The sequence below is a fragment of the uncultured Holdemanella sp. genome, from assembly GCF_958348295.1.
GTDB lineage: Bacteria > Bacillota_I > Bacilli_A > Erysipelotrichales > Erysipelotrichaceae > Holdemanella.
Genome location: NZ_CATVYQ010000058.1, coordinates 1 through 11,379 on the forward strand (window position 1 = coordinate 1; position 11,379 = coordinate 11,379).

The 11,379-nt window shown below is 34.2% G+C and carries 12 protein-coding genes; 1 reads left to right on the forward strand and 11 read right to left on the reverse strand.

Going from position 1 to position 11,379, the window contains the following annotated elements:
- Nucleotides 1-292: 292 nt before the first annotated feature.
- The 6 genes from Q3907_RS09420 to Q3907_RS09445 all read right to left on the reverse strand — a co-directional run bounded on the left by Q3907_RS09420 (nucleotide 293) and on the right by Q3907_RS09445 (nucleotide 7,273).
- On the reverse strand, nucleotides 293-682 hold the full coding sequence (locus tag Q3907_RS09420; RefSeq protein WP_301898091.1) for a YolD-like family protein: 390 nt from the start codon (nucleotides 680-682) through the stop codon (nucleotides 293-295).
- Nucleotides 682-2,118, reverse strand: coding sequence for a DNA methylase (locus Q3907_RS09425; RefSeq protein ID WP_301898092.1), 1,437 nt, complete (start codon nucleotides 2,116-2,118; stop codon nucleotides 682-684). Before Q3907_RS09425 ends, Q3907_RS09420 begins: the two co-directional genes overlap by 1 nt.
- A complete protein-coding gene (locus tag Q3907_RS09430; RefSeq protein ID WP_301898093.1) occupies nucleotides 2,115-2,279 on the reverse strand; it encodes a hypothetical protein in 165 nt (54 codons plus the stop codon). Before Q3907_RS09430 ends, Q3907_RS09425 begins: the two co-directional genes overlap by 4 nt.
- Before the next feature lie 2 nt (nucleotides 2,280-2,281).
- Complete coding sequence (locus Q3907_RS09435) at nucleotides 2,282-2,761, reverse strand: GNAT family N-acetyltransferase (RefSeq protein ID WP_278464176.1); 480 nt, start codon at nucleotides 2,759-2,761, stop codon at nucleotides 2,282-2,284.
- A gap of 146 nt (nucleotides 2,762-2,907) precedes the next feature.
- Complete coding sequence (ltrA, locus tag Q3907_RS09440; protein WP_301898094.1) at nucleotides 2,908-4,173, reverse strand: group II intron reverse transcriptase/maturase; 1,266 nt, start codon at nucleotides 4,171-4,173, stop codon at nucleotides 2,908-2,910.
- Nucleotides 4,174-4,705: 532 nt separating this feature from the next.
- Complete coding sequence (locus tag Q3907_RS09445; RefSeq protein WP_301898095.1) at nucleotides 4,706-7,273, reverse strand: ABC transporter ATP-binding protein/permease; 2,568 nt, start codon at nucleotides 7,271-7,273, stop codon at nucleotides 4,706-4,708.
- Between the two features lie 97 nt (nucleotides 7,274-7,370).
- Between Q3907_RS09445 and Q3907_RS09450 the strand changes: the two genes are divergently transcribed.
- Nucleotides 7,371-7,880: a TetR/AcrR family transcriptional regulator gene (locus Q3907_RS09450; RefSeq protein ID WP_301898096.1), complete on the forward strand. Its 510-nt coding sequence runs from the start codon at nucleotides 7,371-7,373 to the stop codon at nucleotides 7,878-7,880.
- On the opposite strand, the gene Q3907_RS09455 is transcribed toward Q3907_RS09450, so the two are convergent.
- From Q3907_RS09455 to Q3907_RS09475, 5 genes are all read right to left on the reverse strand, one after another.
- Complete coding sequence (locus tag Q3907_RS09455; RefSeq protein ID WP_301898097.1) at nucleotides 7,877-8,491, reverse strand: ABC-2 transporter permease; 615 nt, start codon at nucleotides 8,489-8,491, stop codon at nucleotides 7,877-7,879. The two genes, Q3907_RS09450 and Q3907_RS09455, sit on opposite strands and share 4 nt — an antisense overlap.
- The gene (locus Q3907_RS09460; RefSeq protein ID WP_278464180.1) at nucleotides 8,488-9,267 is read right to left on the reverse strand and encodes an ABC transporter ATP-binding protein; all 780 of its coding nucleotides are present in this window, start codon (nucleotides 9,265-9,267) and stop codon (nucleotides 8,488-8,490) included. The genes Q3907_RS09455 and Q3907_RS09460 overlap by 4 nt, the downstream gene beginning before the upstream one ends.
- A 4-nt stretch (nucleotides 9,268-9,271) precedes the next feature.
- Nucleotides 9,272-9,640, reverse strand: coding sequence for a GntR family transcriptional regulator (locus tag Q3907_RS09465; RefSeq protein ID WP_278464181.1), 369 nt, complete (start codon nucleotides 9,638-9,640; stop codon nucleotides 9,272-9,274).
- Nucleotides 9,641-9,708: 68 nt separating this feature from the next.
- The gene (locus Q3907_RS09470; protein ID WP_278464182.1) at nucleotides 9,709-10,425 is read right to left on the reverse strand and encodes an amidohydrolase family protein; all 717 of its coding nucleotides are present in this window, start codon (nucleotides 10,423-10,425) and stop codon (nucleotides 9,709-9,711) included.
- The gene (locus tag Q3907_RS09475) at nucleotides 10,422-10,937 is read right to left on the reverse strand and encodes an ECF transporter S component (protein WP_301898098.1); all 516 of its coding nucleotides are present in this window, start codon (nucleotides 10,935-10,937) and stop codon (nucleotides 10,422-10,424) included. Before Q3907_RS09475 ends, Q3907_RS09470 begins: the two co-directional genes overlap by 4 nt.
- Nucleotides 10,938-11,379 lie beyond the last annotated feature (442 nt).

Below are 11,379 nucleotides of genomic sequence, written 5' to 3' on the forward strand. Positions count from 1 at the left end.
TTTTTAAATTATTTATCTAACATCTGCACATCTAATTCATCTCATGACTAAAGTCACGAGTGTTCTTAGATTGCACTATACATAAATGTATTCAGAATATTTTCTATCTGATACTCATGTTCGATATCCCATAATAAAAGATATCATCTTTCCACTAACAAGTATTCTATTTAAAACGATTGAAAGGCATAAACTTCACAAGACAACAATACAAGCGTTTTAAATTAGGAATGCAATCTCTATCAAGCAGCCAATGGCTGTTTTTTTTCGTATTTCCAAAGAAAAAGGAACATCACTGTTCCAATATTTCAATATCTACAATATCATCTATTTGTATCTGAATATTCTTTTTAAAATATAACACCTTATTCAATTCATCTATACGCTTAAAAGATAAAACGCTCTCCATGTACTGACCACCACTTTTTGTCTTATCCTTTTCAAAATAAGTGATTCTACATTTCGATTTCAAATGCATCAATTCAGTGATTTTCTCATTGATTTCAAGCTTTTCTTCATTCGATAAAATGCGTTTTGTCTGAGTTATTCTTTGTTGTTCCAATATCGCCTCTTTATGACCTGTTAAAGCCGCAAAAGGTGCAAATTGAGCAGCACGATCTAACATCGACATCTTTGGATATTTACTTTTAGGACGATCCATTGTATACCATCTTTCATCCATTATGCCTTATGCCCTCCAATCTGCTCATTTCTTTCTTTGGCCTTGGCACCCTTCTCAAAATCCGTTCCCTTTAAAATTGAATTTTTGCCATACTTATTCTTTATTTTTAAAGTCACCTTTTGAAGATCATTTTCCTTCTTCAATTCTTCTTCATCCGCATTTGAAAATAAATCGATCTGTTCAAAGCCACGATTCTTTTCATCAACCACTTCAATAGCTGCCACATTGATTCTTCGCACCAATAAACTCGGATCCACATACCGATCATATACATCCAATATATTTTGAATTAGAATTGAATTCGCATTTGTCTTTTGAGGTAAATGAACAATTTTATTTAAGCTTTTCGGCAAAACACGTCCATAAAAATCAACCATTGTTTCACCTGTATATGCTTCATTTGTTTCATAACCAATTGTAAGAACCACTTTATTTGTCACCAAATGCTTATCCACCAAACTTAAAGTTAAAGATTCCACCATTTCCTTTACTAAAATCTTAGCCTTTTCCTTTTCATATCCACAAGATAAGACCTGACCCGAACCTATACTATTCTTTTCCGGTTTATACGCCTTAATATCTTCCATTGTACAAGGCTCATATCCCCAGGCATGATCAATCAATAGTTCGCCATTTACACCAAATGTTTTAAACAAAACATCCTCATGTTCTAAGCTAAAGGCACAAAGCTTACCCATTGTATCAATACCTAGTTTATGCAATCTTTTCTCATACCCTTTTCCAACGCGCCAAAAATCAGTCAAAGGCTTATGATTCCACAACAATTTACGATACCTATATTCATTTAAAGCCGCAACACGAACCCCATTTTCATCTGGATCTTTATGTTTGGCCACAATATCCATTGCCACCTTGGCAAGATAAAGATTGGTACCAATGCCAGCCGTAGCCGTGATGCCAGTTGTTTCATAAATATCTAAAATCATTTTCATTGCGAATTCTTTTGGTGTTAATTGATACGTATTTAAATATGGCGTTGCATCAATAAACACTTCATCAATGGAATATACATGAATATCCTGACTTGAAACATATTTCAAATAGATATTATAAATTTGTGTACTGATATCCAAATAGTATTTCATTCTTGGAGGTGCAATTAAAAAATCGACTTCAAATCTAGGATTCTGCTTTAAAATTTCATCATCACTCGATTTACCATCAAAACGCAAAAACCCCTTTTTCCTTTGGGCATTCACGTCTCTTACCTTTTGATTCACCTCAAACAAACGACACCTTCCACCAATTCCATACTGCTTTAAAGAAGGCGATACAGCCAAACAAATCGTTTTTTCTGTTCTAGAAGCATCCGCAACAACTAAATTTGTAGTTAAAGGATCCAATCCTCTAGAGACACATTCACAAGAAGCATAGAAAGACTTTAAATCGATAGCTAAATAAATCTTTGACTTCATGAACGCGTAATCTTTTTAAGAAGACCATTTAATTCATCCAAACCAGAAGTCATTTCATTCAATTGACCTCTTAACGTAGGAATCATCTGTTTCAACTCTTCTTTTGCAGCTTTTTTTGCTTTTTTCTTTTGATATTTCTTCACCATATTTATTATATTCATATTTAAAACTCCAATCGCATCTGATACCAAACTACACCACCATGAACACTTGAGGATACACCCTCATTTTTAAATCCAAACTTACTATAGTAAGGCACCAATCTATCTTTACAAGTTAACACTAATCCTTTTCGCTTTTCTTGTCTAGCCATATGAATCATCGCATTCATGATTTTTGCAGCATAACCCTTTCTTTGATAATCCGGCAAAGTATTTAACCCAAATATCATTTGCCAGTCCCCATTTTCATCATGCATCGAAGCATCACTATACATTTCATCCGTTAAATCTCTTTGGTTTGTACAAAAACCATCGATAAAACTAATCAATTGATTTTTTTCGAACAATAAAAGAAAATGATTCGCATATACATTTAATCTTTCTTGAATCTCTTTTGAAGTTGCTGCTTCATTGGGTGGAAAACAAGTTGCTTCTACCTTAGATAATATTTCTGCATCTTCAATCGTTCCTTTTCGAATCATGAAATCGTCGAGTAGACTTTGTCTCGACTTTCTCTCCTTTCATCAATATAAAATAATTTTTGCGATGAGAGGTTCAAGTCTCAAAAGCCCCTCACAGAACCGCACGTGCCCTATTAAGGCATACGGCTCTTCAACAAGCTATTCACCTAATAAGCACTATTTAAATATATCTTAGGACACTCTAATGGATGTATCTTTAAGATATTTATATATTTCTTCCATGTCAGCCAATTAGTCTGGTCTCTACGCCTCTTGCTTTTCCACAATTCTATTAGGACATATTTATAGAACTTTTGCAGACCAACATAGTTTCCATAAATCCCATAATATCTGTAATGTCCTGTTAGTTTCACATTCAACGCTTTGATGGTGTCCATAATGCTTTCGTGCATACGCTCCCATAACCATTTCTTAATGGCTTCCCTTTTCATTTTCAACTTCTTCTTACTTGTTCTATGCAGTACGCAGTATTTACTCCAATGACTTTTCGCATTGTAATGCGTAAAACCTAGAAAATCAAAGGATTCCTTTGTTCCCCTATATCTGCCAAAGGGTAGTATTCTGCTTTTATCTTCTGCAATTTCAAGACCAAACTTCTTTAGTCTCTCTATTAGAAGCTGATAAAACTTTTGCGCTTCTTTCTCGTATTGAAACAGACATACAAAATCATCGGCGTATCGTACCATATACATTTCGCCTTTGAATTCATGTTTCTTTACATAATCGAACCATGTATCAAGTACATAATGTAAATATACGTTTGCCAGTACTGGTGATATTAATCCTCCCTGTACTGTTCCCGAATCTGTAGCCAGTCGTTTTCCATCTTCCATAATTCCACCAATCAGAAATCGTTTGATGTATCTGATAAAATTCTTGTCTGCTATGTCATGCTCTAAAAATTTAATCATCCAGTCATGGTCAATGTTGTCAAAGAACCCTTTAATATCTGCATCTAGGATGTAGTTAACCTTGTCTGCCATGATATGTTTGTTTACTCTTTGTATTGCATCGTGGCAACTTTTGTTCGGACGAAAACCAAAAGAAAATTCTTTGAATTTTGGTTCATAAATCGCTTCTAGAATCTCCTTGAAGACTCCTTGCACGACTTTATCCTCAAATGACGGAATACCAAGTTTTCGCATTTTCCCATTCCCTTTCGGTATTAGAACTCTGCGCACTGGATAGGGCCTATAAGAAAATTTCTTCATTCTAATTAGAAGATTTTCAATATTTTCGTCTAGGTTTTCTCCATATTGTTCCTTGGTTATCTCATCCACTCCTACAGATTTTCCTTTTGGTTGCTTTCTGTAGGACTCCTTGAGCGTGTCACTATTTACATACTTCATTAACGACTGTACTCTATCATATCTTGCTACGAGACTGGCTATTTCTGCTTTCTCTTTTTCCATAGATTTCATGCCTCCTGTGCTTTCTATGTTTTGATTGCAAAAGCAACTTATTGTCCATCCCTTCCCTCCGGCGTCATTACTGCTTTCCACGGTACTATGGACGAATCCGACTCCTCGATGGTCTTCGTTCGCACTCATCATTGCATTGATCGATACTCCCTACTGTCTCATGTACAGAACCATCCAGGTCTCCCAGGTATGTCAAATATCACAATATCAGGTATGCCATGCTCTAGGACTCCGGTGTGTTTTCATAGTCTCGCTTTAACGACTATTTCTTGTTGGTGACCCTATGAGGTAATAGACCACCCCACACAATCGATATTTCTAACGGAGCTCAATCACTTCACGCTTACGCATTACGGCGTTCCTATTCCCTGTCCTACGCTTAAACACCATTGTTAGCCTTTGGTGCTCCAAGGACTTGGTACTGGCAACTTGCTAGGTTTTACCAGGCTGGATTCCCACCAGCTAAATATTTGGCACCGAACTGGCGCACACCTCGCCCATAATTATACCAAAAAAGAAGTGATTACTCACTTCTTAACGCCTCTACAGGATCTTTTTTACTTGCAATCTTGGATGGAATCAATCCTGCAAGAATCGTTAATACTAAATCAATGAAAATCAAGGATACAGCTCCATTGACAGGTAATTTGGCAATATGCGCAACACCAGTCATATTCTTTACGACCACACTAATTGGAACATTCAATACAAGTGTAATTAATATGCCTAATACACCACTGATCAATCCAATAATGAATGTTTCTGCATTAAATACACGCGTAATATCTTTCTTACTAGCACCAATGGAGCGTAAGATACCAATCTCTTTTGTACGCTCCAATACTGAAATATACGTAATGATACCAATCATGATGCTTGATACAATGAGTGATACAGATACAAAGGCAATCAAAACATAACTAATGATATTCACAACACTTGTTACTGAACTTAACATCGTACCAATAAAATCATTATATGTGATCACATTGCTCTTTGTCTGTTTCTTATTATAAGAAGTAATCAAATCACTCAGCTTTTCTTTTCCATCAAAACTTGATGCATATAAAGAAATCTTTGTCGGATTTGAGTAATCTACAACACCAAGTTTAGTCAAATTCGAATCATATGTTGCATTGATATTCTCATTATACGTATTCATGTAATTCATCAATTCTTCTTGCGACATACTAGAAAGCTGCATCATCTGCTCATTTGTAAGATTTGACATACTCATCTTTTGACCTGAAGCAAATTCGGCCTGTGTAAAAATATTGATATTTGGATTTGTCTTTTGTTCTTTTACAATTTGAGCATTCTCCGTCTTAGAAGTTACATACTCTTCCATAGCCTTTGTATAATACACACCACCCATTGTTGGTTGTGAAACCGTGGATTCACTTGGCTTAATAATTCCAACCACCTTAATTTCAGGACTCTTCGAAACAACATTCTGCATATATGATTCATTTTCACTTTGGTTGATCCATAAACCATTTACCTTTTGATATAAATCGCTATTTAGAACCAATCTAAACTTCAAATTTAAGATATCATCCACACTATAAGATTTTAGATTTGTCTTTGAAATCTTGTCCGTCTCTCCATTTAAAATCTTTTGATAATTCTTAACCAATTCATCCTGATCTAACAATCCCAAAGAATACAGTGCATAATCTGTTATCTCATTATTTTCATCGACCTCTAAAACCACCTCATTATAGTTTGTTGGCCACTTACCTTCAACAAGCTGATATTCATCATTTCGAAGCTTTTTCGATTCGGGTAAAGAAAGCCACACTTGATCATTGGTCATAGCACTTGAATCCATAAATTGGGTTTGCAGGGACATCATATCTGACATGCCTAATTTATCCAACAAACCATTTGGCGATACTTGCACTAAGCCAGAATCTGTATTCTCATTATAAACCTGAAGATTTAAATTATAATCATATTCAATCGCTTTGGCTGTCTTTCTAAATTCTTTTCCCTTATTACTTTCAATATACGATTTAAAAGCTGATAAGTTATTCTTTTTTGAACTCGATAAAGATTCTAATACATCCTCCACATAAGGACGAGAATATATCTTAGAATCGTTGTGTTCCTTGCTTTCTTTCTTCATGCCCATCATCGTTGTCATTAATGTAGACATATCACTTGAATTAGCTTGAATCTCAATCGGGTAACTGGCCATTGTATCATTTTCCATTTGATCAATATACGACTGCATACCATGCGATAATGACATGATCAATGCGATTCCAATGATGCCAATGCTTCCGGCAAAAGATGTTAAAAATGTTCGTGCCTTTTTTGTCATTAAATTATTTAAACTTAATGAACAAGCCATTTTAAAAGACATGCCAGGTCTTTTTAATACACTCGTATCCACATTCATTTCTTGTTCATTAAAAGGATTAGAATCCGATACTAAAGAACCATCCTTTAAACGTATAATTCGACTCGAATATTCATCTGCCAATTGCGGATTATGGGTGACCATAATGACAAGCTTATCTTTAGAGATTTCCTTTAAGATCTCCATAATTTGCACACTTGTTGTACTATCCAAAGCACCGGTTGGCTCATCGGCCAAAATAATATCTGGATTATTGACGATAGCACGGGCAATCGCCACACGCTGCATTTGTCCGCCCGACATCTGGGTTGGCTTTTTATGAATTTGATCCGAAAGTCCAACCTTATTTAAAGCCTCTATAGCTCTTTTTCTTCTTTCCTCTTTATTGACTCCCGTTAGTGTTAAAGCCAATTCTACATTACTTAAAACACTTTGATGCATGATCAGATTATAAGATTGAAACACAAAACCAACCTGATGATTACGATACGTATCCCAGTCTTTATCACTATAATCCTTTGTACTTTTTCCGTTAATAATTAAATCCCCCGAAGTATAATGATCCAAACCACCAATAATATTTAGAAATGTAGTCTTACCACATCCACTCTGTCCAAGTATTGAAACAAATTCATGTTCACGAAAAGAAAGTGATACACCTTTTAATGCATGTACAATTTCATCTCCTGAAACATAATCTTTCATAATATTTTTACATTGAAGCATAAAAAGCCCTCCATTTGAACTAATTATAGAAAATTATCTCTTGATTTTTCAATCGACTGATTTTAACATATTTTTACGAAAGCAACAAGTGTTGATTATGAACAGAAAAATACAAATGACGAAAAGATTCATTCGTCTCGCTTTATTCGAATGTCTAAAAGAAAAAGACATCAATAAGATTACCATTTCTAGCTTATGTGAAAAGGCCGATATCAATCGTTCCACCTTTTATAAGTATTATGGAAGTCAATATGATGTCATTAAAGAAATGGAGCAAGAAGTCATTAAACTAATCAATGAACAATTAAATGATCAGCCAAAAGAAACTTCTTTTATCCAATTGCTCCAATTTTTAAAATCCAATAAAGAAACCATCAAAATCTTTTTTGAATGCAATGTCGACAATGAATTTCCTAAACAAGTTCTAGCACTCGATTCCATCAACAATCAACTTGAACAAGTCTCACAAAACGATCCATACATCAAAAACTACATTCTTTTTGGATCTTTGGCAACCATCCAACAATGGATCGATGCAGGATGTATTGAATCTTGTGAAGAAATTGCGAATATCATCAATCACATTGTAGGTAAACTTGTGAATTAATCAAGAACACGGTTTTTGTATACTCGAATTGAAATCAGCATGGAAATAAAATATAAAATAAAGCTACTAATCAATAAACCTACACTAAACATAGTTGGATCCATTGTATTTAATACCGATTTTATAGATTCAAAGAATTTAGGAATAAATTGATTTAAGAAAGCGAATAAGAAGGTACATCCAAACACAACCACAAATAATACAATTCTTCCTTTTTCGTTGCCTTCCTTTAATTGAAATGGCAAAGATAGAGCTAACAACAACAAAGCGGTTGATAAAATTATAAGTGTTTCCATGAAGCCACTTTTACTAAAACAGCTTAATATTGTGACAAACACAAAACCAATTCCCGTAATAATCAAAGAAAACAAATATTTTTCTTTCACATAATCCGATTTAGAAATAGGCAACGTAAACAAAGTCTTTAAGCCGTGATTGGCTTCATCATACGAAATTGTAGATAAGCTTAATATCGCAAGAACCATCAAGATATAACCTGTCGCAAATGAAATATCATTTATCCCACCAATGATTCCAATGAACAACATAAACAATATGACTTTCTTACTTTTTATCATCAACAAGAAATCTTTGACTAACAAACTCTTCATACAGTTTCCCCCTTGATCATATATTCTATCAAATCATCAATATGTGCTTTTTCAATGACTAGATTTGGATAGTTTTCTACATAGAATTGTCTTTCATTTGTAAGATACGTCAAACCTATCTTTTTTAATGCATAGCTTAAATCCACAGTTTCATCAACACCCTTTAATAGTGCATAAGATTCTAGATCCTGCTCACAAAGAATGATTTCTCCTTTTTCAATAAAGTAAAATTCATCACACAAACCCTCCAAATCACTTGCGATATGTGAACTAATCAATATGGAAACCTCTTCATTTTGTTCCATATAATCCCGCAACAAATCTAATACTTCATTTCGTGCAATCACATCTAAACCACTCGTTGGCTCATCCAACAATAATATTTTCGCATGAAGACTTGTCGCAATAATAATCTTCAATTTTGAAAGCATACCTGTAGAATATTCTTTTAGTGGTTTCTTTGGATCCAATTCAAATCGAGAAATCATAGAATCAAAATAATCACAATCAAAATGTTTATAGGAATACATTAGAATCTTTTTAATTTCAAGAACATTTAAAACCAAACTAAAACTCGAATCATTCCATACAACCCCAATTTCTTCTTTATTCACTTGATTTGTATGTTTATCATCATCTTCAATCAAACCAAGATACAATTTAAACAAAGTGGTCTTACCAGAGCCATTACGACCAATCAAAGCCGTTATTGTTCCTGGTTTTAATTCAAGTTTACAATCCAATTTAAAATCATTATATGTCTTTACAAATCGCATATTCTTATTCCTCCATCAAGATATCAAATAAATCTCTAATTTCATCCTTTGATAAATCATAAGATTTCGCTTTATCCAGTATCTTCTCTAAATCCTTTTGGATTTCAACTACACGCTGCTCATGTACCAAGCCAGGATTTACCCCCAACACAAACGAACCCTTACCTTGAACCGTTCTACATAAACCATCCGCTTCTAAAATGTCATATGCTTTTTTAACAGTTAAAGCCGATATTTTTAAATCTTTTGATAGACCACGAACACTCGGTAAAGCATCTCCTTCTTTTAACTTACCATCCACAATATTTTGTTTCACTTGATTCACAATCTGTTCATAAATTGGAATCATTGAACTATTATTGATAATAATCATTGTATCACCTTCTATATAACAGTGTATAACAGTATATATCACTTGTAAAGAAAAAAATTAGGATAAAACTATCCTAATTCAAAAAATTTCTTTGCGTTATTATAGAAAATATCTTCTAAACCCTGTTCATCAACGCCACACATTAATACTTTTTGCATCTCAACTGTAGGATGATGGAAAGGACCATCCGTTCCAAATAGGATTCGATCGTGTCCTACTGTATCATATGCCTCTTTTATTTTTGTATGCATAGGCATACCCGACATTTCCAAGTAAATATTTGGATACCGTCGAGCCATTTTTAATGCTGCATCAATATAAACTCCATGACCATGTCCCATATGAATCATTAGTACTTTACAATTTGGATGTCTTTCGGCAAGTAATCCAATTTGCCAAGGAAGTGAATAAGGTGGATGGCCTGAATGTATACAAACAGGGATTCCATATTCTTCAGCCTTATCTAATACAGGATCTACAATTTCACTATCCGCACAATAGGCGTGGCGTAATGGTTGTAGTTTAATAGCTTTAAAACCAAGCTTTACATATTTATCAATCAAATCTAAACAATCTGGCTCTAAAGGATTTACATAGACACACCCTTCAATACGACCTGGATATTTCTGCATAGCCTTGTAAGCTACTTCATTATCCAAAACACAAATCATTGTCGTTTCAATTTCATATGTATCCATTAACGAAATCAATTCGTCTACATCCATTTTTACATTGGCCCATCCGCCAATATAGCCTAAGTGTGCATGTGCATCGATTTTTTTCATGCGACAACTCCTTGTAAAGATAGCACTTTAGATTTTGCCAAAACATTCGCAACGATCGCATAAATAACTAGACCCATAATCGTTTGAGCTAAAAGTCTAGGTACAGACGCAAAGGCGACTGCTGCCGTAAATAAAGGAATCTTAAATAATGTATATGCGAAACATTGAAACAAGCCACCAAGACTAGCTCCAACAATCCAATCCATTTTTTCATTATTTCCCTTTTCAAGTATAACACCCATGATATATCCCATGATGAATTTAAAGATAAAAGTTGGAAGTACCCAAATCATAGCCCCAGTCAATAAATCACTTAATGCTGCGCCTAATCCTGCAGCTAAAGCACCATCCTTTTTACCTAAATAAAGTACAGCAAGAAATGCCATACAATCTCCCATATGTGTATATCCTCCAGTTGCTGGATTTGGAAGCTTAATTGTGAATGTACATACAAAGATCAATGCGACCATTAAAGCTGTTTTTGCGATTCTTCTTGTCGTTTCATTTGTCATAATCATTTCTCCTTTTTAAAACGTGTCCCTATATTAGCATTTTACTGTATCCTTTAAAATATACAGTTTTAACTTAATTTTAAGGGACAGCAATTTAAGAAACATTTAAGGATTACATGTTTTAATAAGCCCATGAAAAAATTATTAATATCACTCTTATTGATTTTTTGTATTGGGTGCACCTTTACATTTCTCAATGAAACAAATATAAACATTTCTGCCAAAAGCACAAAAGAAACCATTATGATCGATGCTGGTCATGGAGGTTGTAGATAACGCAAGTGATGAAAACAACGAAAATACAAGGAGAAAGGCAACTGTTGTACCTATTAAAATAGAATATGTGTGAGAGGACAAGCCTTTCAGTAATGTAGACGTTCAGAAATGAGCGTCTATTTTTATACCCAAAATGAAAGGAGCATTAGATTTATGAAAAAGACAT

Excerpts from the sequence above, each read along its gene's own strand:
- Q3907_RS09420 (WP_301898091.1), bottom strand. The coding sequence starts at position 682 with ATGGATGAAAGATGGTATACAATGGATCGTCCTAAAAGTAAATATCCA.
- Q3907_RS09425 (WP_301898092.1), bottom strand. The coding sequence starts at position 2,118 with ATGAAGTCAAAGATTTATTTAGCTATCGATTTAAAGTCTTTCTATGCT.
- Q3907_RS09430 (WP_301898093.1), bottom strand. The coding sequence starts at position 2,279 with ATGAATATAATAAATATGGTGAAGAAATATCAAAAGAAAAAAGCAAAA.
- Q3907_RS09435 (WP_278464176.1), bottom strand. The coding sequence starts at position 2,761 with ATGATTCGAAAAGGAACGATTGAAGATGCAGAAATATTATCTAAGGTA.
- ltrA (WP_301898094.1), bottom strand. The coding sequence starts at position 4,173 with ATGGAAAAAGAGAAAGCAGAAATAGCCAGTCTCGTAGCAAGATATGAT.
- Q3907_RS09445 (WP_301898095.1), bottom strand. The coding sequence starts at position 7,273 with ATGCTTCAATGTAAAAATATTATGAAAGATTATGTTTCAGGAGATGAA.
- Q3907_RS09450 (WP_301898096.1), top strand. The coding sequence starts at position 7,371 with ATGAACAGAAAAATACAAATGACGAAAAGATTCATTCGTCTCGCTTTA.
- Q3907_RS09455 (WP_301898097.1), bottom strand. The coding sequence starts at position 8,491 with ATGAAGAGTTTGTTAGTCAAAGATTTCTTGTTGATGATAAAAAGTAAG.
- Q3907_RS09460 (WP_278464180.1), bottom strand. The coding sequence starts at position 9,267 with ATGCGATTTGTAAAGACATATAATGATTTTAAATTGGATTGTAAACTT.
- Q3907_RS09465 (WP_278464181.1), bottom strand. The coding sequence starts at position 9,640 with ATGATTATTATCAATAATAGTTCAATGATTCCAATTTATGAACAGATT.
- Q3907_RS09470 (WP_278464182.1), bottom strand. The coding sequence starts at position 10,425 with ATGAAAAAAATCGATGCACATGCACACTTAGGCTATATTGGCGGATGG.
- Q3907_RS09475 (WP_301898098.1), bottom strand. The coding sequence starts at position 10,937 with ATGACAAATGAAACGACAAGAAGAATCGCAAAAACAGCTTTAATGGTC.